Source organism: Methylobacterium sp. CM6246 (genome assembly GCF_054818005.1).
In genome coordinates, this window is sequence record NZ_JBTXKY010000001.1 from 5,888,935 (window position 1) to 5,911,960 (window position 23,026).

At 70.1% G+C, this 23,026-nt stretch carries 19 protein-coding genes and 1 pseudogene; 10 read left to right on the plus strand and 10 right to left on the minus strand.

Features of this window, described 5'->3' with window-relative positions; translation table 11 throughout:
- Positions 1 to 14: 14 nt before the first annotated feature.
- Positions 15 to 962, minus strand: a complete 948-nt coding sequence (ubiA, locus tag ACYQPG_RS28430) for a 4-hydroxybenzoate octaprenyltransferase (protein ID WP_461232231.1) — start codon at positions 960 to 962, stop codon at positions 15 to 17.
- Positions 963 to 1,043: 81 nt separating this feature from the next.
- Positions 1,044 to 1,514 (minus strand): hypothetical protein, encoded by a 471-nt coding sequence (locus ACYQPG_RS28435; RefSeq protein ID WP_147854650.1) that lies wholly within the window; start codon positions 1,512 to 1,514, stop codon positions 1,044 to 1,046.
- Positions 1,515 to 1,744: 230 nt separating this feature from the next.
- On the opposite strand from ACYQPG_RS28435, the gene ACYQPG_RS28440 reads away from it, so the two are divergent.
- From ACYQPG_RS28440 to ACYQPG_RS28465, 6 genes are all read left to right on the plus strand, one after another.
- The gene (locus ACYQPG_RS28440) at positions 1,745 to 2,497 is read left to right on the plus strand and encodes a 16S rRNA (uracil(1498)-N(3))-methyltransferase (RefSeq protein WP_461232232.1); all 753 of its coding nucleotides are present in this window, start codon (positions 1,745 to 1,747) and stop codon (positions 2,495 to 2,497) included.
- A 304-nt stretch (positions 2,498 to 2,801) separates the two neighbouring features.
- Entirely contained in the window at positions 2,802 to 4,169 is a 1,368-nt protein-coding gene (locus ACYQPG_RS28445) for a glutamate--cysteine ligase (protein WP_461232233.1), read from the plus strand.
- Between the two features lie 103 nt (positions 4,170 to 4,272).
- Complete coding sequence (locus ACYQPG_RS28450; protein WP_419830786.1) at positions 4,273 to 4,665, plus strand: hypothetical protein; 393 nt, start codon at positions 4,273 to 4,275, stop codon at positions 4,663 to 4,665.
- A 215-nt stretch (positions 4,666 to 4,880) separates the two neighbouring features.
- Complete coding sequence (locus ACYQPG_RS28455; RefSeq protein WP_461232234.1) at positions 4,881 to 5,213, plus strand: hypothetical protein; 333 nt, start codon at positions 4,881 to 4,883, stop codon at positions 5,211 to 5,213.
- Between the two features lie 46 nt (positions 5,214 to 5,259).
- Complete coding sequence (locus tag ACYQPG_RS28460; protein WP_246692582.1) at positions 5,260 to 5,517, plus strand: sulfurtransferase TusA family protein; 258 nt, start codon at positions 5,260 to 5,262, stop codon at positions 5,515 to 5,517.
- A gap of 38 nt (positions 5,518 to 5,555) precedes the next feature.
- The gene (locus ACYQPG_RS28465; RefSeq protein ID WP_147855938.1) at positions 5,556 to 6,122 is read left to right on the plus strand and encodes an NUDIX domain-containing protein; all 567 of its coding nucleotides are present in this window, start codon (positions 5,556 to 5,558) and stop codon (positions 6,120 to 6,122) included.
- Between the two features lie 163 nt (positions 6,123 to 6,285).
- Here ACYQPG_RS28465 and ACYQPG_RS28470 read toward each other — a convergent pair whose 3' ends face one another.
- The 5 genes from ACYQPG_RS28470 to ACYQPG_RS28490 all read right to left on the minus strand — a co-directional run bounded on the left by ACYQPG_RS28470 (position 6,286) and on the right by ACYQPG_RS28490 (position 12,848).
- Positions 6,286 to 7,110, minus strand: a complete 825-nt coding sequence (locus tag ACYQPG_RS28470; RefSeq protein ID WP_419830787.1) for a WecB/TagA/CpsF family glycosyltransferase — start codon at positions 7,108 to 7,110, stop codon at positions 6,286 to 6,288.
- Positions 7,103 to 8,578: a GumC family protein gene (locus tag ACYQPG_RS28475; protein ID WP_147906265.1), complete on the minus strand. Its 1,476-nt coding sequence runs from the start codon at positions 8,576 to 8,578 to the stop codon at positions 7,103 to 7,105. Before ACYQPG_RS28475 ends, ACYQPG_RS28470 begins: the two co-directional genes overlap by 8 nt.
- Positions 8,579 to 8,860: 282 nt before the next feature.
- Positions 8,861 to 9,955, minus strand: coding sequence for a glycosyltransferase (locus ACYQPG_RS28480; RefSeq protein ID WP_419830788.1), 1,095 nt, complete (start codon positions 9,953 to 9,955; stop codon positions 8,861 to 8,863).
- The gene (locus ACYQPG_RS28485; RefSeq protein WP_461232235.1) at positions 9,952 to 11,937 is read right to left on the minus strand and encodes a glycosyltransferase; all 1,986 of its coding nucleotides are present in this window, start codon (positions 11,935 to 11,937) and stop codon (positions 9,952 to 9,954) included. The genes ACYQPG_RS28480 and ACYQPG_RS28485 overlap by 4 nt, the downstream gene beginning before the upstream one ends.
- Positions 11,938 to 12,128: 191 nt before the next feature.
- Positions 12,129 to 12,848: a cytochrome c biogenesis CcdA family protein gene (locus ACYQPG_RS28490; RefSeq protein WP_461232236.1), complete on the minus strand. Its 720-nt coding sequence runs from the start codon at positions 12,846 to 12,848 to the stop codon at positions 12,129 to 12,131.
- Positions 12,849 to 13,093: 245 nt separating this feature from the next.
- On the opposite strand from ACYQPG_RS28490, the gene ACYQPG_RS28495 reads away from it, so the two are divergent.
- Together ACYQPG_RS28495 and ACYQPG_RS28500 are read left to right on the plus strand one after the other, a co-directional pair.
- The gene (locus ACYQPG_RS28495; protein WP_461232237.1) at positions 13,094 to 15,781 is read left to right on the plus strand and encodes a PAS domain-containing hybrid sensor histidine kinase/response regulator; all 2,688 of its coding nucleotides are present in this window, start codon (positions 13,094 to 13,096) and stop codon (positions 15,779 to 15,781) included.
- Positions 15,782 to 16,143: 362 nt separating this feature from the next.
- On the plus strand, positions 16,144 to 17,169 hold the full coding sequence (locus ACYQPG_RS28500; RefSeq protein WP_461232238.1) for a heparan-alpha-glucosaminide N-acetyltransferase domain-containing protein: 1,026 nt from the start codon (positions 16,144 to 16,146) through the stop codon (positions 17,167 to 17,169).
- Positions 17,170 to 17,173: 4 nt separating this feature from the next.
- Here the strand turns inward: ACYQPG_RS28500 and ACYQPG_RS28505 are convergent, their stop codons facing one another.
- Entirely contained in the window at positions 17,174 to 18,832 is a 1,659-nt protein-coding gene (locus tag ACYQPG_RS28505; protein ID WP_461232239.1) for a calcineurin-like phosphoesterase C-terminal domain-containing protein, read from the minus strand.
- A gap of 140 nt (positions 18,833 to 18,972) precedes the next feature.
- Positions 18,973 to 20,271, minus strand: coding sequence for a L,D-transpeptidase family protein (locus ACYQPG_RS28510; RefSeq protein ID WP_147906273.1), 1,299 nt, complete (start codon positions 20,269 to 20,271; stop codon positions 18,973 to 18,975).
- A gap of 348 nt (positions 20,272 to 20,619) precedes the next feature.
- On the opposite strand from ACYQPG_RS28510, the pseudogene ACYQPG_RS28515 reads away from it, so the two are divergent.
- Positions 20,620 to 21,051: pseudogene (locus tag ACYQPG_RS28515) on the plus strand (copper chaperone PCu(A)C); the annotation flags it as partial.
- 457 nt (positions 21,052 to 21,508) lie between these two features.
- A complete protein-coding gene (gene rcdA / locus ACYQPG_RS28520; RefSeq protein WP_147906275.1) occupies positions 21,509 to 22,039 on the plus strand; it encodes a protease adaptor protein RcdA in 531 nt (176 codons plus the stop codon).
- Positions 22,040 to 22,085: 46 nt separating this feature from the next.
- Here the strand turns inward: rcdA and ACYQPG_RS28525 are convergent, their stop codons facing one another.
- Positions 22,086 to 22,865, minus strand: a complete 780-nt coding sequence (locus tag ACYQPG_RS28525; RefSeq protein ID WP_461232240.1) for a MetQ/NlpA family ABC transporter substrate-binding protein — start codon at positions 22,863 to 22,865, stop codon at positions 22,086 to 22,088.
- Positions 22,866 to 23,026 lie beyond the last annotated feature (161 nt).

Sequence of the window (23,026 nt, forward strand, 5' to 3'; positions counted from 1 at the left end):
ACCCCGGCCGGAACTCAGGACAGGCTGCGCACCACAGCGTCCGCCGCGAGGCCCACGAACAGGATCAGGCCGGCGTCCCGGTTCGAGCGGAACAGCGTGAGCGCCCCGCGCCCGTCACGTTCCCGGAACGACAGGACCTGCCAGGCCAGGTGCCCCGCGAAGGCGGCGACCCCGATCGATCCGACCAGTCCAGCCCCCGCATCCCGGGCCGCCAGCGCCACGAAGGCCGCCGCGAGCGCGTAGCACAGGCCGACGGCCCCCCTCACGTGCCGGCCGAACAGCCGGGCCGAGGAGTGGATCCCGGCCATCTCGTCGTCCTCGATGTCTTGGACCGCGTAGATCGTATCGTAGCCCACCACCCAGCAGATCGTGCCCGCGTAGAGCAGCAGCGCCGGGGCATCGAGCCGGGCGAAGAGGGCCGCCCAGCCCATCAGCGCGCCCCACGCGAAGGCCAGCCCCAGCACCGCCTGTGGCATCGGCATCACCCGCTTCATGAACGGATAGATCGCCACCGGGAGAAGGGAGCAGAGCCCGACGATCACGGCCTGCTCGCCGAACTGCAGCAGTACCGCCAGCCCGACCAGCGCCTGAGCCAGCAGGAACAGGGCCGCGTGGCGCGGCCGGATCTGTCCGGAGGGAAGTGGGCGTTGGCGCGTGCGCTCGACCTGCGCGTCGAGGTCGCGGTCGGCGATATCGTTGTAGGTCGAACCCGCCCCGCGCATCGCGACCGCACCCACCAGGAACAGCAGGCAGTGCCAGGGATCGGGAAAGGACAGGTCCGCCTTGATCGCCGCCAGCGCGGAGGACCACCAGCACGGCAGGAGGAGGAGCCACCAGCCGATCGGCCGGTCGATCCGCGCCAGGCGCAGATAGGGCCGCCAGGACCGTGGCGCCGCGCGCTCGACCCAATGTCCGGTGACCGCGTCGGCCGGACGCCCGTCCCCCGCTGCCGTCCCGCTCATCGGTCGGATCTCCGGTCGTCCCACGTACGCATCCCCCCGCCCCGGAGGAGGTCGCGCCGCCCGCAATTCTCCCGGACGGCTCTACAGCGCGCCTTGCGGCAGCTTGAAGCTGCCGGTCAAGCCCGGTCCACCGAGCAGGCCGCTGCTGGCGCCGTTCTGCGCCTGGGCGCGGGCCTGCGCCTCCATCTTGGTGGCCTGAGCGGCGACGCTGCAGATCTTGGTGCGGATGCCGCTGACCTTCAGGTGGTCGGCCTTAAAGCCTTCGGCGAAGGAATCCGGGATCGAGCACCATTCCTTGTTGGCGGTGATCCACTTGATGCCTTCTGCGCCGTTGGACTGCAGCTTGCCGAACAGCGCGCAGGCCTCCTGCGGGGTCATCTTCTTCTTGCTGTTCGACGCCGCGTTTGCGCGGGAGACCAGCGCCTTGCGCTCGGCCAGGGTCTTCTGGATCGTGCCGCATTCCGGCGCGGCACCCTGCGCGAAGGCCGCCGTTCCGAACAGCAGACCGCCGACGAGCGCCGCCGCCCCCAGACTCAAGCTCCCGTGTGCCATCCTGCGACTCCCTCGACGCCTGCCGGAACCCGCGTGACGCCGGCTCCACTCCGTTCCGTTGGGTTCGCCATAGGAATGTGGCGTCAATCGAGCGGCAAACTGGCGAGGCGTTGCGCGTGTGGGAGAAGCGCCAAAAAGTCGCCCTCGTAACCTTTCGGCAACATGTCGTTGGACGCGGGTCGACGGCGCGGTGCGTTGACAGCCCGGCCGGGCCGCGCGACCACCCGGCCATGCCGGCCTACGACTTCACCGCCCCGCGCCTCCACGTCGAACCGGACCTCGCCGCCGGAACCGTGCTGCCGCTCGACCGCGCCCAGGCGAATTACCTGCTCAACGTCCTGCGTCGGGGACCGGACGATCCCGTGCTGGTGTTCAACGGACGGGACGGCGAGTGGCGCGCGCATTTGGTCCAGACCGGCCGGAAGGGCGCGGACCTCCACGTCGCCGAGCGTACCCGCGCGCAGACGCCACGCGCCGACCTGCACTACCTGTTCGCGCCCTTGAAGAGTGCGCGCCTGGATTACCTGGCCCAGAAGGCCGTTGAGATGGGCGCCGGGACGATTCATCCGGTGATCACGCGCTACACCCAGGGCGAGCGGATCAACATGGACCGCCTGCGTGCCAATGCCGTCGAGGCGGCCGAGCAATGCGGCATCCTGGCGATCCCCGAGTGTTGCGATCCGGACAAGCTCGGCCCCGCGCTTGCGGGCCTGGCGCCCGAGCGGCTGGTGGTGTTCTGCGACGAGGACGCCCCGGTGAGCGACCCGGTGCGGGCGCTCCGGGAGGCCGCCGACCCCGCCGCACCGCCGCCGCTGGCCGTTCTGGTCGGGCCGGAGGGCGGTTTCTCCGAGGAGGAGCGGACGACGATCCGCGCCCGGCCCAACACCGTGGCCCTGTCGCTGGGTCCGCGCATCCTGCGTGCCGACACGGCCGCGGTCGTGGTGCTGACCCTGGTCCAGGCGGTGCTCGGCGACGCGCGCTGACGTCGCCACCGACCGAGCGCATGTGTGCCGGCGCACATCGGAGCGGTGCGGCGCGGGATTGTTCCGTCGAACCGGGTCGAACGGGCGTCCGGGTCCACGGCGCCGCGTTGTCGGTTCCGAGCGCCTCGATTATGTCCCGGAACGGATGTTCGCCCGCGCCGCTCTCCCCAGAGGGCCGGTGCGGGTGTCCGTCCGGACTCCGCCCGCTGGATGGGGCGGGACGAGGTCGAACCGGACGGACACGCTGGAGCAGTCCGGTGCGCTCCCATCCCAGGCATAGTTCACAGGCACGGGCAGGCAGCGCATGGCGCGCGACAGCAACGACAACACGCCGCTCACCACGCGCGCTGAACTGATCGACTGGTTCGCCGCCGGCGAGAAGCCGCGCGCGCGATTCGCCATCGGCACGGAGCACGAGAAGATCCCGTTCTACCGGGAGACCCGTGAGCCCGTGCCGTATGACGGCGAGCGCGGCATCCGCGCCCTGCTGGAGGGGCTCGCCCGCGAGACCGGCTGGGAGCCGATCCTCGACCTCGGCAAGATCATCGGCCTGTCGGCCGAGGAAGGCGGGGCGATCTCGATCGAGCCGGGTGGACAGTTCGAGCTGTCCGGCGCGGCTCTGCCGGACGTGCACGGCACCGCGGCCGAACTCGCCACCCATCTCGCGGCCACGAAGCGTGCGGCCGATCCCCTCGATATCGGCTTCCTCACATTGGGCATGAGCCCGCGCTGGCGCCGGGACGAGACCCCGGTCATGCCCAAGAGCCGCTACAAGATCATGGCCGGCTACATGCCGAAGGTCGGCTCGCTTGGCCTCGACATGATGCTGCGCACCGCCACCGTACAGGTGAATCTCGACTTCGCCTCCGAGGCCGACATGGTGCGCAAGATGCGCGCCTCCCTGGCGCTGCAGCCGGTGGCCACCGCCTTGTTCGCCAACTCGCCGTTCACCGACGGGCGGCCCAACGGCTTCCTGTCCCGCCGCTCGGAGATCTGGCGCGACACCGATCCCAATCGCACCGGCATGCTGCCCTTCGCGTTCGAATCCGGCTTCGGCTACGAGGCCTATGTCGACTGGCTGCTCGACATGCCGATGTACTTCGTCAAGCGCGGCGACATCTATCACGACGTGTCGGGCGCCTCCTTCCGCGCCCTGATGGCCGGCAAGCTGGCGCAGCTCCCGGGCGAGTACGCTACGGTCGCAGACTGGGCCAACCACGCCTCCACGGCGTTCCCGGAAGTCCGGCTCAAGCGCTTCCTGGAGATGCGCGGCGCCGATGTCGGCGATCCCGGGATGATCGCCGCCCAGGCCGCGTTCTGGGCCGGCCTGCTCTACGACGAATCGGCCCTCGACGCGGCCCTCGACCTGGTGAAGGGCTGGAGCCCGGCCAACCGGGAGGCCGCCCGGGCGACGGCGCCGCGTCTGGGGCTCGCCACGCCGGTCGCCAACACCACGCTGGGCGCGGTCGCCGCCGAGGCGCTGGCCATCGCCCGCGCGGGTCTGCGCGCCCGGGCCCGCCGCGATGCCGAGGGCCGCGACGAGACCGTCTACCTCCAGCCCCTGGAGGCGATCGTCACGGCGGGGCGCACCCGGGCCGACGACCTGCTGGCCGATTACGAGGGCCGCTGGGGTGCCTGCGTGCGCCCGGCCTTCTCGGAATGCGTGTTCTGAACCGGCAACTCCCGGGACCGTGCGGCCGCACACCGTGGCGCGGAACGAAGTGCGATATCTGACGGTCCTCACGCCGTTGGTTCAGCGCGTGGAGGAAGTTTCCATGTCTCGCATCACCACATCGCTCGTCGCCGGCGCCTCGGCCCTGGCCATGATCGCCGGTTCATTCACCGCCGCTGAGGCGGCTCCCCTTCCGGCGCAGAATTCCGTGCAGGTCGGCGGCCCGAGCACCCAGATCGACACCGTCGGCTGGCGCCGGGGCTATGACGGTGGCGGCTACGGATACCGTCGCGGCTACGGCGGCCGTGTCGCCGGCGCCGTCGCGGCCGGTGCCGCCCTCGGCATCATCGGCGGTGCGCTGGCCGCCAGTGCGGCTCCCCGCTACGGCTATGACAGCGGCTACGGGTATCCGGCCTACGGCTACGCCCCGGTCCGCAGCTACGGCTATCCCGCTTATGGCTACCCAGCTTACGGCTACGACGATTACGGCTGGTAAGCCCGAATTCGAGCCTGCCCCACACTCCCGGTCCCATCGCGGCCGGGAGTTTTTTTGCCGCCTGTCGGACGCGGTCGCCCGAGGCCTGGCCCGTTCTCCGAATCACCTTAAACGGGAGGCGCAAGCTTCGGCCAAGGCCCGCGATGCTAGTCTGTCGCCGGCCATGTGATCGGATCCCCCCGAGGCCGAATCGTCCTCGTCAGGAGACCGACGCCATGACCCGCCACACCGTCGCTCTCGCGGCCAGCGTATTATCCGCCGTGACGGCCGGCGGCGTTTGCTGCGCCGCGGATCTGGGCCCGTATCGTGCCCAACGCGCCGTCCCGGTGGCACGCCCGCACGTGGGCGGCAGGTTCGTCGCCGCGGTCCCGGTCCGTCCGGAATACAGCTATTACGGCGAGTACGGCTATCCGGCGCCGTTCGGTTACGGATACGGCTACGCGCCGACCCCTGGCCGCAGCATGGAATACGGCTATTACGGCCCGACCTACTATGTGTTCGCGCCGGACACGTATCGCGGTCCGGTCTTCGGCTATCACGAGTGGTAGTCAGTCGTCGCGAGCCAGGGTCTCGGTGCGGGATGAGGCCGACCTCGTGCAGGACGACGAACCGGATCGTGTCGAACTCGACCTGACCGGGCTGAAATGCCCGCTCCCGGTCCTGCGCACCCGCAAGGCCCTGCGCGCGCTGGGCACCGGGCGGGTCCTGGTGGTCGTCTGCACGGATCCGATGGCGATGATCGACATCCCGAACCTCGTGCGTGAGGAGGGCGCCCGGCTGGATTCGGCCGAGCGCTGCGGAGATCGCCTGTGTTTCCGCATGACCGCCTCCGCGAAGCCGCCGCATTCCTGAGCGATCCGTCCGGTTCTCAGGGATAGGGCGGAGACGGCATGGCACCACGGATCGGGGGCGTGCGCCTCGTGCACGAGGGTTGGGCCCGCTACCTCGTGGCCGAGGTGATGCAGGACGATGGCACGCGCATCACGCGCGAGATGGAGGATCACGGCCGCGCCGTCGCGGTGCTGCCGTACGATCCGGTCCGGCGCGTGGCGACGCTGGTCTCGCAGTTCCGGGCGCCGGTGCTCTATTCCGGCGGTCCGCCGAGCCATGTCGAGGTGCCGGCAGGGCTGCTCGACGACGGCGCGCCGGAGGACGAGGTTCGGCGCGAGGCCGCCGAGGAGACCGGACTGCGCCTCGGCGCCCTCGACCTCGTGGCCAGCGCCTGGACGATGCCGGGCATCTCGACCGAGCGGATGGACCTGTTCCTGGCCGCCTACGGCGAATCCGACCGTACCGGCGCCGGTGGCGGCCTGGCCGCGGAGGGCGAGGCGGTGGCCGTGCACGAGATCCCGCTGCCGGAACTGCTGGCCATGACCCGCCGCGGCGCCCTCACCGACATGAAGTCGCTGCTGCTGCTCTTCGCGCTTCAACTGCGACGGCCGGAGCTGTTTGCGTAGCCGACTGAAGCTCGCAAGCTCGCCCGCGACACGTTGGAATGACAGACCACGCTTCTCGCCGTCATTGCGAGCGCAGCGAACCCGGACGAACCTCCATCCAATCACGCCGACGATCTGGGCGTCGATGGGATCGGGCTTGCGCACCCGGCGCCGGCCCGCCCCCTCAATCCCGCCGGCCCGAAACCCGGTCGCGCATGGCGATGCCGATGAAGCGCCAGGATTCGATGAAGTAGCGCCGGAAGAGCCGGCGCGGGGCGCACAGGAAGCGGAACACCCACTCGAGGCCGAGCCGCTGCATAAGCCACGGGGCGCGGGGGAGGCAGCCGGCCGCGACCGACAGAGCGTCGCCGACGCAGAACACCACCGGATTGCCGAGCGCCCGGCCCTGGCGATCGACCCACACTTCCGATTTCGGTGCGCCGACGCCCATCACCAGCAGGGTGGTGCCGTGGGCGCGGATCCGCTCGGCCAGGGCGCTGCCGTAAGACGCGTCGTCCTCGAAGCCGAAGGGCGGCACCGCACTCGCCACCGCGCCGTCCGGCAGACCGGCGGCCTGCAGGCGCGTGGTCAGCGTGTCGGCGACGTCCTGGCGTGCAGCGACGAAGAACACCCGGCGGGCGTAGGGCGGCGGGTCGGCCAGGACGCAGGCCAGGAGGTCGTGGCCGGTGATCCGTTCCGCCGGCCGGCCGCTCGCGACACGGGCGAGCCAGACCAGAGGCATGCCGTCGAGGGTCCGGGCAGCGGCGCGCGCGTAGGCGCCCCGGAAATCCGCGTCCTCGGCGAGTTGGACGACGTGGTCGACGTTGGCGGTGACGATCGTCCGGGGACCGTCCGAGCGCCGTGCCGCCACCGCGGTCACGATCGCGGACGCGGTGCCGACGTGGAAGCCGTAGCCGAACAGTGTGACAGTCGTGGACGGCTCCGGCGCAGCCCGGTCCCGCAACGCCGCCTCCGGGTCTGCCAGGCTCGGAGCCTCGACATCACGCATCGGCGGCCCGGAAGCTGGTCCCGGGGCGGGCGACGGCGCGGCGGAACCGCCGACGGTCGCTGTCGGCGCCGAGCGCCAACGCGATGGCTCCGCCGAGCAGCAGGCCGAGCACGAGGGCCACCGGCAGCACGATCTTCGGCGAGGGCGGGAAGGTCCGCTGGCGGGCGGGCGTGGCCACCGAGATGATCCGGACGTTGGTGGTGTTGAGGCGCTCCTGCTCGTTCGCCTCGCGGGCGCGCTTCAAATAGGCCTCGTAGACCCCCCGGCGGGCCTCCAGCGTCCGCTCCAGCTCGCGCAGGCCGACATAGGCGCGGTCGCTGCTCACGGTCTCGGTCTTCACCCGGTCGAGATTGGTGCGGATCGCCGCCTCGCTGGCGGCGGCCCGGTCGTAATCCTTCTGGGTCGTATCGATGATCCGCTCTTTCTCGCGCTGGATCAGGCGCTGGAGGTCGCGCTGCTGGGCGTATTGCTCGGCCATGGCCGGGTGGCGCTCGCCGAGCCGGGTGGCGAGCTCGGCGGTGTTGCGCGAGAGCGTGGCGTATTGCTGCCGCAGCGCCTGCATCTCCAGGGATTGCAGCATCTCCGGGAGGGCGGTGCTCGGGTCCGAGGTGCGCATCTTGCGGGCCTGGTCCAGCCGCGACTTCGCCTCAGCGGTCTTGATCGACGCAGTGACGAGCTGCTGGTTCAGGTCGCCGAGCTGCTGGTCGGTCAGCAGGCGTCCACTCGAGGCCACGAGCTTGTGGGCCTCGCGGTAGCGCACCACCTCGCCCTCCGCCTGCTCGACGTCGCGCTTCAGGCTGCCCAGCCGTCCGGTCAGCGCGTCGTAGGCGCGTCGGGCCGTGTCGGTCCGGGCGGCGGCTTCCTCGGCGAAGTAGGCGTCGCCGATGGCGTTGGCGATCCGGGCGGCCTTCTCGGGATCGCGCGACTGCACCGAAGCGTCGATCACGAAGGTCCGCTCGGCCCGGCGGACGCTGAGCTTGGTCTGGAGTGTATCCAGGGCGATGTTGACTGGGTCGCGGCTCGCGGCTGGCGGCATCATGCCGAGCGCCCCCTTGATCCAGGCGATCGTCGGATTGTTGCCGTCGGGCAGCACGAACTCGTCGTCCTGATCGAGATGCAGCTTGGCAATCACCCGGCGCAGGACGTTGTCGGACTGGATCACCCGCACCTGGCTCTCGGCGATGGAGACGCCGCTATCGGCCTGGGGCTGGCGGGCGTTCACGTCGTTCTCGACGACCCGCAGGTCGCTGGGATCCACCAGGACCTGGATGGATGAGGTGTAGCGCGGCGGGATGAGGCCGAGCAGCGCCACCGCGGCCGCCACCATGAACAGGGCGCCCAGCACGATGAAGCCGCTACCCCGCCAGAGGCGGCGCAGGATCACGCGCGGCTCCGGCCGAGACTCCACCTGGGGCAGCACCATGCGGACGGGCTGCTCACCGCTCATGCGTGTCGAGAAGTCGAACATGCGCCTCGCTCCTGACCTGTCGGACGACGACCGGTGCCGTCTTCCACCGCCATCCTGCTCCCGTCCCCATTCCGGTCACCACCGTGCCGATCCGGGACAGAACCTCCACCGAGGCGGTGTCTTCCTCGACACTCCAGCAACCAGCATACCGAACCAGTACTCTCGCCTTGATGCACACCCTGCAGCAGCAACCGTATAGATATCGTCGCTAGAACGAGAACGCTCTGTCACGATTTTGTGGCCCGATCAGGCCTTTAAATGTTGGGGACTACGTAAACGGACTCATCCGATTCGCGTGGTGTCCGGTTCCGCGTACGCGCCCGGATCCCCTCCCAGGAAGCGGCGGAAGCGCTCCTTGTCCTCCGACGCCGCCGCGTTCCACCGCGCCACGTTCCCGCGGCTTGCCGCCGCCGACCGGACGAGGCCGCCTTCGCCGACCCAGACGGCGAGCGCCGCCGCCGCGGCCGCCGGATCCTCGGGGGAGACCAGCAGGGCGGAGGCGCCCAGCACCTCGCGGAACACCTGCGCGTCCGGCGCCACCACCGGCAAGCCGCCATGCTGGACCTCCAGCAGGGGCAGGCCGAGCCCCTCGGCTTTCGATGTCGAGAGCAGCAGGTGGCAGGAGGCGGCCAGCGCCCGCAACGCCGCGTCGGCGAGGTACCCGTACCGGTGGAGGTAAGGCGGCGGGTCGTCCAGGAAGGCGTGGCGGCCCCAGCCGACCCGCCCGACCAGGTGCAGTTCCGCCGGCATGCCGGCCCGGTTGAGCGCGGCGACCAGTTCCAGGGAGGCCGCATAATCCTTGCGCGGCTCGATCGTGCCGATCGCCAGCAGGCGCAGCGGCATGCCCGCACCATAGGATGCCGGCCCCGGCAGGTCGGCGAGCCCGAAGGCGTCCCGCACGGACGGCCTCAGCAGGGCGACCCGTGCGTGCGGCGGGCAGACGGCCCGGACGGCGTGTCCGGTGGTGCGGCTGTTCACGAACAGGTTCGGGCACCAGCGCAGCGCCCGGGCGAAGCTCGGGCTCATGTAGAGCCGGCTCTTCAGGCTCAGATCCTCCGGCCGGTCGAGCAGGAAGGTGTCGTGGACGTAGAACAGGCAGCGTTCGGCCGCGACGGCACAGAGCGGACCCGGCGGGAAACCGGGGAACAGGAAGAGCGCGTCACGGTCGGCCAGAGCGCGCAGCGGCAGGCCGAACTGCTGTTGCGCGATCATTCCGGGCAGCGAGCCGCTGGTGACCGGCCGGACATCGTGCGGCGCGAGCCGGTCCGGGGCGAACAGATCGAGGGTGATCCGCTCGATCCCGGTGACGTGGCCGCGCAGATGGGTCTGGTCGAGATAGATCCGCCGGACGCCCTGTGGTTCTGGGCTCGGCCTCACGGAACGCTCCGCCGCAGGGTGCCGGCGAGGTACAGGCAGCGGCGCACGAACAACGGCATGCGCCGTCCGAGCAGCATCTGCTTGGCTCGGCGCAGCCGGCGCACGAGGGGCCGGGAGGGCGCCGGCACCGTGCCGGACGCACCCGGCTGCCGCTGCGCCGCGAACGGGAAATGGCCGAGCATCGCGGGCGTGAAGGTAGGCCGCCCGGAGCCGGCCAGCAGCCCGCGCGCCCGGACGATGCGGTCGAGCGACAGGACGGCGGCCGCCGGGCTATGGCGACTCTCCAGGGCGATGCGCGCGAAGGCCCCGAGCCGCGCCCGCGCCCTGGAATCCTCCACCAGCTCGGCGAGGGCCTGGGACAGGGCGCCGGGCTCGAGCGGGACGAGGCGGCCGGACACGCCGTCGATCACCGACGAGGTCAGGCCGGACGTGCGATAGGCCAGCGTCGGCACCCCGCACAGGCCGGCCTCGATCGGCGTCTGCCCCAGGGTCTCATGCCGGCTCGCGGTGACGTGGAGGTCGCAGGCACCGTACCAGGCGGCCAGGATCTCCTCGTCCGCGATCAGCCCCGGCGCGAACAGGTTCGGCACGCCGAGCCGGGCGGGATCGTCGAGCCGGCCGATCGCCACGACGCCGACGCCCGGGCGCGCCACGGCCTGGAGCGCGTCGCGCAGATCGGAAAAACCCTTGTCGGGCCCATCGACGATTACCGCCGAGACCAGGATCAGCACATCGTCTGCGGGCAGGCCGAGCCGGCGGCGCAGGGCGACGCGGTCGCCGGGACGGAACGCGGCGGTCGGGAAGGCCAGCCGGATCCGTTCGGCCACGGTACCGGGCGGTGCCAGATCCAGCGCGCGAGCCAAAGTCCAGTCGGAATTGGCCAGCAGCCACGGCCCGGCGGGACCGGACAGGACGGCACGCTTGCGAGCGTGCATCCCGGCGATCCGGTTCGGAGCGAGTTGCGGGTACTCGTCCGGGCCGGGACAGGTCGCGTCGCATCCGGCGATGGCGCGGGTGCAGGCGCGCGGATGGCAGCAGCGGCCCGTGAGTGGAAAGAGATCGTGCAGCACCAGCGCCACCGGGCCGCCCCGGGCGAGGCGCCCGACCACGTCGAGGCTGCGGGTCGCCCCGTGCAGGTTGCCGGCAAGGATCAGGTCGGGGCCGGCACCCGCGACCGTGGCCTCGGCCGTCGGGAAATCGTCGGTCCATTCGGCGGCTTCGGGTCGGTCGCTCAGGGCGACATGCGTCACCCGGTGACCCGCGAGCGCCAGAGCCTCGGCGAGCCGTCGCTGGGCCACGCCGGCACCGCCCTGGGTACCGGTGCCAGTGAGCGAGACGATCGACAGGGCATCGGGCGCTTCAGCCGGCGCCCGGTCCACGCGCTGCAGCAGCACCGGGCGGCCGATGGTCCCGCGCACGGCGTCCGTCACCGCCGACCATGCGGCAGCCGCGTTCAAGCGGCCGTTCGCGTCGAGCATCGTCTGCGCGCTTAGGGAACCACGCATCCACAACACTTCGCCGCCGGTGAACGGCAGGTCGTCCGGCGCGTCCGACGATGCCGTCCCGGGCGTGTCGAGCGCCAGCACCCTGTCGGTGAACAGGACGCGCAGGCCCGCCACGGCGACCGCGCCGGTCAGCGCGGCCTCGAGCGCCAGCGCGGTGAGGGCCCCGGGGGCGAGCAGGTCGCCGGCGGCGAGCCAGAGCACGGCGTCGCAGGCGGCATCGGCCACCAGCGCCGCAACATGGGCATGCCCGAGATGCGCCGGCACGACGTCGTGCCGCAGCTCGGGATAATCCTGGCGCAGGACCGAGGCGGCGGTCTCGTGCAGATCCGCCCCGGCCGCGGCGACCGTCACGATCCGGATCCGCGGCCAGGGGCGTCCGTCCGGCAGGGTGTCCGGTCGTCGCATCCAGGGCGCGGCGGCCCCGAACGGCCAGCCGGCGACCCCGTGAGCGGGCGGTGATGCGGGGGCGTCGGTCAAAGGCGGTTCGTGGGTTCGAAGGGGCGTGCACCGTGATCGTGAAGGATGAAGATTGCCTCTCGGGCCGGGCCATCCGTCGGCCCTCGACGCGGATTCGGGCGGTGCGGGCCGCCATGGCATAGGCCGACCGGACAGGGCGCGTCGGTCATAGCGGGGCTCCGTTCCGGCCGAGGCCGCCGGTGCAGAGCGTGTCAGTACCGGGTTGTCACCGCGTTCAGCCAATCCGGCGAGGCCGCCACAGCCGCGGCCTCGACGCGCTTGTCGGTGCCGGTGAGGACGAGCAAGCCGAGCACCACCATCACGACCCCCAGGGCCGCCTTGACGCGCGTGCCGGCCGCCGCGAGCCCGACCCGCCAGCGCATCAGCGCCTCGCGCGAGACGAAGCCGAGCAGCATCAGCGGCGCGGCAGCACCGATCCCGAAGGCCAGCATGGTCGCGGCGACGTCCCCGAGATGCTCGCCCCGGGCCGCCAGCAGCGACGCTGCGCCCAAAGTCGGCCCGACGCAGGGGCTCCAGGCCGCCCCGAGCAGCAGGCCCACGCCGAACTGACCGGACAAGCCACCGGATCCGAACCCGCCGAAGCGCTCCTCGGCCCAGGCCCCCGCGGGTCCCGCCGCGGTGGCGACCCGCGCCTGCAGACGCGGCAGCGTCAGGACCACGCCCAGGATGACGAGCAACACGGCGCCGACACCGCGGAATACGTCCCCGTCGAGCCCGATCGAGAAGCCGATCGTGGCCACGAACAGCCCGATGGCGGTGAACGACAGCGCAAGGCCGAGCGCCAACGCCACCGGCCCCAGCCGATGCTCCGACGCCGCGGTGCCGAGGACGATCGGCACCAGCGGCAGGACGCAGGGCGACAGCACCGACAGCAGCCCCGCCAGGAACGCGAACCCGACCGTCCCCAGCATCGTTCCGACCTTCCCGCGATCTTAAACCCTCGCGCCGGCTTCGCGCCGGGGGGCGACGGCGTCAACGGGGATGCCGATCACGGTCCGGTTTGATCGCCGCGCAGGTGTCCGTCGGGACCGTCACGCCGAGCCCAGGAACGAATACCAATATGGGTTAGGCAAGGCGCCGAACGGAGCAGTTTATAATGGATGTCGGAGCCCAGGAGCCGACCTAACTTTTGCCGCGGAAGCCGCTACACGGTGTCATGCCCGAACGCAGCCATCTCCAGCATGTCATCGAGAGCGCGATCGATTTCGCGATCGTCGTCACCGACCTGGATGGCATCGTCACCGACTGGAACGCCGGCGCGGAGAACATCTTCGGCTGGCGAAGCGGCGAGATCCTCGGTACCTCGGCCGACCGCATCTTCACCGCGCGGGACCGGGCGGCCGGGCGGCCGCGCGAGGAGATGCACGTCGCCCTCGCCGAGGGCCGCGCCGCCGACGAGCGGTGGCACGTGCGCAAGGACGGCTCCGAGTTCTGGGCCTCCGGCGAGTTGATGCCCCTGCGCCGCGAGGACGGCACGCGGCACGGCTACGTTAAGATCCTGCGCGACCGCACCGGCCCGCGCGAGGCCGGCGAGCGCCTGCGCAAGACGGAGGATCTGTTCAGGACGCTGCTGGACACGGTGGAGACGGCCTTCGCCATCGTCGAGGTGAAGTTCGACGGCGACCACCCGGTGAATTACCGCTTCCTCGAGGCCAACCCGGCCTTCGAGCGTCAGGCCGGCGTCAACCTGCGCGGAAAATGGGTCACGGAGTTCGCCCCCGACCTGGAGCGGTTCTGGTTCGAGACCTACGGCCGCGTCGCCTGGACGGGGGAGCCGGCCAACTTCGAGAGCTACGCCAACAACTTCGAGCGCTGGTTCGACGTGCGCGCCATCCGGGTCGGCGAGCCCGCGGACCGGCATATCGCGATCTTCTTCAACGACGTGACCGCGCGCAAGGTCGCGGAAGCGGAACTCCGGACGCTCAACGACACGCTCGAGCAGCAGGTGCAGGAACGGACCCTGGAGCTGAACACCCTTTGGGACACGTCGCCGGACCTCCTGCTGGTCATCGATTTCGCGGGGGTCTTCCGGCGGGTCAATCCCGCCTGGACGAAGATGCTCGGCTACACGCCCGAGGAACTCCTGGGCCGCCACGTCAACGCGTTCGTGGTCCCGGACGACCATGCCGAGACCATCGACGCCTACACCGCGGCGGCTGAGGGCGCCCAGCCGCGGATCGTCAATCGCTACCGCCACAAGGACGGGTCGCTGCGCTGGATCTCCTGGGTCGCGGTCCCGGCGGGAGACATGCTCTACGCCACCGGCCGGGACGTCACGGCCGAGAAGGAGCGCGACGCCCTCCTGCGCGACGCCCAGGACTTCGCGCGCCTCGCCCTGTCGGCGGTCGGCGGGGTCGGCGTCTGGACCTACGAGCTGGACAGCGACCGATTCTTCTACGACGCCGCCATCGCCAAGCTCTACGCGATCGATCCGGACCGGGGATCGGAGGGCATCCCGCGTCCGGACTTCCTCGCCAACGTCCACCCCGACGACCGCCCGGCGCTCAAGACGACCATGGCGGGCGGATTGGCGAATGCCGGCGACCTCGAACTCGAGTATCGCCTGTGCCACCCGGACGGCACCGTCCACTGGGTCCTGTCCCGCGGCCATACCTACCACGACGCCGAGGGGCGGCCGCTCCGGCGCACGGGCGTCGGCATCGACACGACCAGCCAGCGCCAGACCGAGGAGGCCCTGAGGCAATCGCAGAAGATGGAGGCGGTCGGCCAGCTCACCGGCGGCCTGGCCCACGACTTCAACAACCTGCTGGCTGGCATCTCCGGCGCGCTGGAGCTGATGCAGACCCGGATGGGCCAGGGCCGGTTCGCCGAACTGGACCGCTACATGACGGTGGCCCAGGGGGCGGCCAAGCGCGCGGCCGCCTTGACCCACCGCCTGCTCGCCTTCTCGCGCCGGCAGACGCTGACCCCCAAGCCGACCAACGTGAACCAGCTCATCCTGGGCATGGAGGAATTGATCCGGCGCACCATCGGGCCGGAGATCGGCCTGGACGTCGTAGGAGCTCCGGCGCTGTGGCCAGCGCTGATCGATCCGGGCCAGCTCGAGAACGCGCTCCTAAACTTGTGCATCAACGCCCGCGACGCCATGCCGGCGGGCGGGCGCATCACCATCGAGACCGCCAACACCCACCTGGATCGGGCCGCGGCCCTCCGGCACGACCTCCCCGAAGGCCCGTATCTCGTGCTGAGCGTGACCGACACCGGCACCGGCATGCCCCCGGAGGTGATCGCCCGGGTGTTCGAGCCGTTCTTCACCACGAAGCCGATCGGCCAGGGCACCGGCCTCGGGCTCTCGATGATCCACGGCTTCGCGCAGCAATCGGGAGGCCAGGTGCGGATCGAATCGGAGGTCGGCCGGGGCACGACCGTGTGCCTGTACATGCCGCGTCATTGCGGTGAGGCCGAAGGCGGCGATGTCGCCCTGCAGCTCTCCAGCGTGGCGCGGGCCGGCCAGGACGAGACCGTGCTGATCGTGGACGACGAGCCGTCCGTGCGGATGCTGGTCACCGAGGTGCTGGAGGATCTCGGCTATACCGCGATCGAGGCGGCCGACAGCACCGCGGGGCTCAAGGTCCTGCAGTCGGACGTGCATATCGACCTGCTCGTCACCGATGTCGGCCTGCCCGGGGGGATGAACGGCCGGCAGATGGCGGATGCCGGCCGCGAGCGGCGCCCCAACCTCAAGGTTCTGTTCATCACCGGCTACGCCGAGAACGCGGTGCTGGGGCACGGCCACCTGGAGCCCGGCATGCAGGTGCTGACCAAGCCCTTCCCGATGGAGGCGCTCGCCGCGCGGATCAAGGATCTGATCGTCGCCCGCTGATGGCCGTTGCGGGCGTGATCGCCGGGTTGCGTCGGCTGCCGTCCCAGGAATGCGGCCTCGCGGAACGCCATCGCGTCCGCGGTGTCGGATCCCCGGCGTCGCGGCGTTCCCGACCGCAACGCCACGGTCGCCATCAACGCGACTTCGACGGGTTCCGGTCCAATCGGCCGGGCCGGCTGAGGCCGGTCATGGCGGATATCCGACCGCATCTTTCGACCGTGTGCTGCGCAGCAGCCTCGACGGAGCTGCCCAGGGATCGCGCGGCAGGCCCACAGCATGCGATCTTTACCCTTCCCGACGACCATGGGGACTGCACAGCGTGGCCTCGCCGCCGCTTCGATGTCGCAGTCCGAGGCCACGTCTTGTCCATCCGGAATGTCCGCACGGATCGGTGCGTCGAACTCGATGTCTTCAAGACGTTCCTCGTACTGGGCATGGTGTTCGCCCACGTCGTCCAGATCGTCCAGGCCCCGATCGACGGGTTCACGGCGGGCCTGTCCAACGTCATCAACCTCGTGAGCTTCTCGGGATTTCTGTTCGCATTCGGCTGGGGGACGGCCCTGTCCGCCCGGTCCGGCCGGGTTAGGCCGGTGTGGGAGCGGCTGCAGGGGCCGGCCAAGATCCTGCTGGCCTTCTACCTGTCCGGGATCGGAGCCGTAATCCTGACCGACGGCAACGGGTGGTCGGCGGCGCGGATCCTCGGCGTGGTGACGCTGATGGACCTGCCGGGCCACAGCGAATTCCTCGCCTCGTTCTTCGTCCTGAGCCTCGCGATGGTTTGGCTCGGCAGAGGGCTCGGGCACGTCGTCCGCAGGCCGGCCTGTCTGATGGCGTGCGTTGCAGCCTCGGCCGCGTTCGGATGTCTCCCGTTCGACGGTCCCGATCTGCCCTGGCTGGCGATCTTCGTCCCCGCGCCGGACAACACGTATTTCCCACTCGCCCCGTACGCGATGTGGCTGTTCCTGGGGGCCTTTTACGCCGACAGGACGGAGCCTTTCGGCGGCATCGATCTCTGCCTCGCCGCGTCGGCGACCTACGCCCTCCTGACCGTCGCGTCGATCACCGGGAGCCTGCCTTCGCGGTTCCCGCCATCGACCGTGTGGGTGATCGGGCCTGCGCTGTTCCTGCTGCTCTACCGGGCGGCCAGCATGGCGATCGTGCGGCGCATCGCGGTCCCGCGCCTCTGGACCAGCCCCGGTCGGCACGTCCTGATCTATCTGGTCGCGTCGAACTTGAGCCTATTCGCCGTCCAAAACGTCTGGGGTCCGATCGCTCGAAGCCCGTGGGAGGCCGCGGCGCTCACCATCGTCCTGATGGCCGCGATCACGGTCCTCCGCGCGGCGTTGACGCGTGCGACGCAGGCCGCGTTCATGCTCGCACCGACGTGACCTCCTAACCGCGCGCGCCGTCGCCCGTGACTTCGAGCACGACGCAGGCGCGGATCGGCCGGCCGTACTCGTCGGTGCCCGCGACCGTGACCCGGTGGGCGCCCGGCGCGAGGTCGTCGGGCAGGCCCGCGGTCCAGATGTGGGTCGAGGGCGTCGCCTGCACCCAGCTCTTCCTGGTCTCGGGATAGCGGGCGTAGAGTTCGGTCACGAACGGATCGAGCCGGCGCGTCCGCGCCATCGGCGCCGGCGCCCGGTCGCCGATCCGAATCGCGAGGTTCGTGCGCGGGCCGCCGTCGAACACGTTGACCACGAGGTTGGTCGCCGACAGCGCGTCCTGCGGGACCGGCGGGCGCAGCCGCTGCATCGGGTGGCTCGCCCGGACGATCTCGGGGGCGGCCGGGCGCAATTCGCTCTCGAAGGCGATCCGCATCGCCGCGTCCGGCTCGCCCTGGGCGGGGACGAAGCGAGTGGTGTAGTCGGTGCCGCGGATCGAGAGCACGTGGAAGCCGTTCGGCGTGCCGTCGCGGCTGTCGGCGGACGGGATGCCGGTGCGGGTATCCGGCCCGCTCCACCACGAGCCGGACACGGCGGTCATCACGTGGTGGTGGTGCCGCTCCGCAAGGTAATGGTGCTCGGTGGTGTGGGTGTGGCCGGCGAGGCTCAGCACCGTCCGGCCGGCCAACAGGTCGAGGAGCGCGGCCCGGTCGATCGTCGCGCTGCGCGGGTCGTCGCCGGTATCGGTCACCAGCGGGATATGGGTCGCCAGCACGATCAAATCGTCCGGCGGGCTCTCGGCCAGAAGGTTCTTCAGGAAGGTGAGCGTGCGCTCACCGACATGGCCCCGGTAGGTGTTGGCTCCCACGGGCACCGGCGGCCCCATCCACTCGACGTTGTCGATCATCACGAACAGCGCGCGCCCGTGGCGGAACGCGTAGGTCGGCGACCCGAACACGCGCTTCCAGGTCTCGCGGCTGTGGCGGGCGTCCGGTGCCTGCATGTTGAGGTCGTGGTTGCCGGGCAGGCTGTACCACGGCAGGCCGATCCGCCCGACGATGCGGTTGGAGCGGCCGTAGAGCGAGAGGTCGTCGAACAGCACGTCGCCGGTGGTGAGGCCGAAGGCCGCCGGGATCGCCATGGCCCGGGCGACTGCGGTGTCGCGCACGTGGTCGAGCTCGAACCGGCTCTCGGGCTGCGGATCGGTGAACAGGATCACGTCGAAATCCGCCGGCTCGTCGGCCTTCGTCAGGGTGAAGTCGATCGAGGCCGGGAGCGGACCGGTAGGCGCGAGGCCCCTGTAGCGCAGGCCGAGGCCCGCGGGCGTCCCGCCGGGCTGGTGGATGTAGGAGTGGCGGGGCACGTTGTCGGCGTCCCGCGGCAGGGCATAGCCCGGCGGCTTGATCACGAACACCACCCCGTCTCCCGGCATCGGCAGGCGGTAGCGGCCGTCTCCGTCCGTCCGCACCACCTCCCGGCCGTTGGAGACCAGCACGCCCGGCAGCGGCGCGCGCGTGGAACCGGCCGCCCCGACGGCATAGACGATGCCCGTGGCCTCAGCGGATCCCTGCGCGCCGGCACGGCCGGCCAGGAGCGAGAGGGCGGCGGCGCCGGCGACGGTCTCCCGGCGGGTCAGACGTCCGGACGCTGGGATCGAATCGCGTGGCATCGGGGACTCCTACTCGGCGGCAAAGGCCAAGCAGAGGCATTTGACTGCCGGATGACAGAGCGGCCCCAAACGCGCGAGGCCCGCACCCCGGGTCGGGGTGCGGGCCTCGGATGAACCCGTAGGGTCGAAGCGCGGAGCGCTTACTCCTCGTCGCCAGGCTCGAAAGTCTGGGGCAGCGGTTCGGCGCTGGCGACCGGGGTCGGCGCCCCGATGGTCGAGGGCACGTTCACGCCGTCGCGCTTGTAAATGTCGTCACGGAACTGCACGAGGCCGTCCGGGGTCGCCCAGGCGGTGATGTAGGTCCAGTAGACCGGCACGGGCTGGGCGATGTTGGCGTCGACGCGCTTGCCGCTCTCGATCGCCTGCTCGACCTGCTCGCGGCCCCAGCCGGGCGTGTCCTTCAGGAGCCACGTGATGTACTCGCGCACGTTCTGCACGCGCACGCAGCCCGACGAGATGAAGCGGAAATCGTCGCCGAACACGCCCTTGGTGTTCGTGTCGTGCATGAACACGCCGTAGGGGTTCGGGATGTTGATGCGCACGATTCCCATCGAGTTGAAATCGGCGCCCGATTCCTGCCGGTAGGTGAAGCGCGTGCCCTCGTCCGAGTTCCAGTTGATGGAGCGCGGCGAGACCTCACCGTTGCCCGACAGGATGTGGATCTTGTTGTCGGTGAGGTAGTTCGGATCCTTCTGCATCTTCGGGATCAGGTCCTTCTTCACGATGGAAGCCGGGACCGTCCAGGTCGGGTTGAAGTTGATCTGGGTCGCCTTGGTGTTCATGATCGGCGACTGGCGGTCGATCTTGCCGACGCCGGCGGCGTGCAGCGTGACGACCTGGCCGTTCTCCACGGTCTCCACCAGGGCGGCCGGGATGTTCATGATCACGAAGCGCCGGCCGAGATCGCCCGAATAGGAGCGCAGGCGGACGACGTTGGTCTCGAGCTGATGCAGCCGCACGTCGGCGGGCACGTTCATCGCCTGCTGGGTGGCGAGGCTCATGGCGCCGGTCTGGCTGAGGCCGTGGCGGGCCTGGAACCGCTTCACGCCGGCCGAGACGTACGAATCGTACACGCCGGAGCCGCCGGCGGCCGGATCGAGGTCGCCGGTGACGATCAGGCGCTGGCGCACCGCGGCCACGGCCGGGCCCTTGGCGCCGACGCGCAGGCGGTCGGCGCCGGAGACCGGGCGCCAGCCGCCGCGGTTGACGATGTCCCGGTAGCGCTCGACCATCTGCTCGGTCGCCGACACGGTCTGGGGCGACAGGATCGGCACGGTCTCGCGCTGCACCTGCATGGCGGCGGGCGAAGCGTAGTCCTGCGCCCATTCGGCCTGGGCATAGTTGCCCTGGTCGCGGGCCTCGGCGGCACCGAGGCCGAGCGTGCCGAGCGCGGCGACGCCCAGCATGGCGGTGAACCGGTTTGTTGCCTTGATGCGCATCAGTCGCTGGCTCTTGTCCGGAGTTCGTCAGTTCATGGCGAGAGCGGGTGTACTCGGTCGCCACGGTGTCGGGATGGCCTTAAGACTCCCTATCGAAGGGGCCGGATTGTGGCGTCGGCGTGCGCCAGCGCACGTGGCGACTGGATGCGGCACGGCGACAACAGTCCTGGGTGGACCAGTGTGGCAGAGATGTCACCGCAACGCGGCCGGCGCAGGATTCCGCCTACCTCATAAGGACCGGCCGCGCGGGCCTGACGTGTCGTCTCGGTCGATCATCATCCTCAGGACGGAAGCATGCCGATGAAGATCTTTTGCGCGGCCCTCCTCGGCCTCAGCGTGTTCACGGGGGCGGCCCAGGCCGACCCGATCAAGGCCGGCGACCTCACGATCGACACGCCCTGGCTGCGCGCCACGCCGAACGGCGCCAAGGTCGCTGGCGGCTACGTGACGATCCGCAACTCCGGCACCGCCCCGGACACGCTGACGGGCGCCGCGGTGCCGTTCGCGCGCTCGGGCGAGATCCACTCCATGTCGATGGAGGGCGGCGTGATGAAGATGGCCCCGGTCTCCGGAGGCCTGACGGTCAAGCCAGGCGAGACCGTGGAGCTGAAGCCCGGCGGCTATCACCTGATGTTCGAGGGCCTTTCGGGCGCCCCGAAGGCCGGCGACAGCGTGTCCGGGACGCTCACGTTCCAGCGTGCCGGCACCGTGCCGGTCACCTTCTCGGTTGCACCGATCGGGGCGAGCGCGCCCGGTGGCGGTCACCAGCATCAGCATTAAAACGGCCACCGCCGGGGTGACTACCGGCTCGGCATGAGCCGACGTGCTGAACCAAGCCCTTGGACCCGTTCACGATTGCGCGGCTGCGAGCGGCTCGGGCCTCCGGCTCTGCCGAGCCCGGACGGCGATACACCTTCCGGGTGTCTCGAAATGGGTCATGCAACTGATCCTGGCGTCGCCGCCGCGCCCCTGTTCAAGGCCTGCGCGCCCGAGGGGAGCCCGATTCCAAGACCGGTCCAAGGCACCGTGTATTCGGTGGTGTCCAGGTCACCTTTTGAATGCTTGCAGCTGGCCGTGTACGCCATATCTTAACCATCGGCCGGCTCATTAAGGTTAAGGAAGATCTAACCCTGATGCCGCCGCGGTTCGGCGCTAGGATTGCGGCGTCGCCCGAGAGCCATGGCCGGAATGTCCCGGTCCGGGACGGCTTGGCCCGTCGGCGGCACAGGAGAGGCACATGAACGGCTTCGATGTCACGTTCCGGGACGATCGGGACTGGGTCGATTTCGGCAAGACCTACGTCAATTCCGAGGCGTTCAAGACGCTGTTCCGCGACGGCATGCTGCTCGTGGAAGAGACGGCGGCCTATCTCGACGGCCAGGGCCGGGACGAGTCGCGCCTGGTTTCCCGGGATGCCACGCTCAGCTACGCGGCCGAGAGCATGCGCCTCACGACGCTGCTGATGCAGATCGCGTCGTGGCTGCTCGTGCAGCGCGCGGTGTCGGAGGGCGAGATGACCCCGGCGGAGGCGCTGCAGGAGAAGCATCGGGTCAAGCTCGGCAAGTCCGAGCCGCCGAAGCAGTCGGACTTCTCCCTGCTGCCGATGCGCCTCCAGCAGCTGATCCTGCGGGCGCGCCGGCTGCATGCCCGCATCCTGCACCTGGATTCGCTGATCACCGATGACCGCCCGACGCCGATGCCGGTGGAGAGTCCGGTGGCGGCCCAGCAGGGTCTGCTGCGCATGGCGTTCCGCCTCGGCGAGGGCTGAGGAGGGCGGCGCGGTCGGTCCCGAAGGCTCCGACCGCGCGCAGACCTCAGAAGGCCGGCACTTCCCCCGGCCGCTTGTCCGTGATGTAGGCCCGGATCGTATCGTTCTGATAGGCGTGGACGAGCTTGGGTACCCACGGAGCGTTCTTGTCCGTCTCCCGAACCGCGATGAAGTTGCTGTAGGGATTGTCGACCGACGACTCGATCGCGATCGAGTCCTTGCCCGGCTTCAGGCCTGCCTCGACCGCGTAATTGGTGTTGATCACCGCAGCATCGAGATCGTCGAGGCTGCGCGATAACTGGGCCGCGTCGATCTCACGGAACTGAAGCTTCTTCGGATTGTCGGTCACGTCGAGCACCGTGGGCAGGATGCCGACGCCGTCCTTCAGCTTGATCAGCTTCTGCGCCTGAAGCAGCAGCAGGGCGCGCCCGCCATTCGACGGGTCGTTCGGGATGCCGACCGACGCGCCGTTCCTGAGTTCGCCGACCGCCTTCATGCGCCGGGAATAGAGCCCGATCGGCGAGACGATCGTGGCCCCGACCGGCGCGATCTTGTAACCCTTCGCGGCGATCTGGTTCTCCAGGAAAGGCTTGTGCTGGAAGGCGTTGGCCTGAAGGTCCCCGGCATCCAGGGCGGCGTTCGGCAGGAGGTAGTCCGAGAACACGACGAGATCGAGATCGAGCCCGTCCTTGGCGGCGATCATCTTGACCTTCGCCCAGACGTCCTCGGCATCGCTCATGATGCCGACCTTGATTTTCTCACCCGCCAAGGCCGGTGCGGCGAAGGTCAGCAGAACGGCGACGACGGAAAACAGCCAGCGCTTCATGAAAAACCCCACAGTCGCCGCTTGCAAAGCTCAAGCGCGCAAGAAGATTTATCGACTTAAATTTGAAACTACTCAGGCTCCGCGCGACGAAGACCTCGAGACAAACAGCCGCCACCGGGTCCGTGCGAGACCGTGACGACCGAGGATCGTGACCGGGCGGA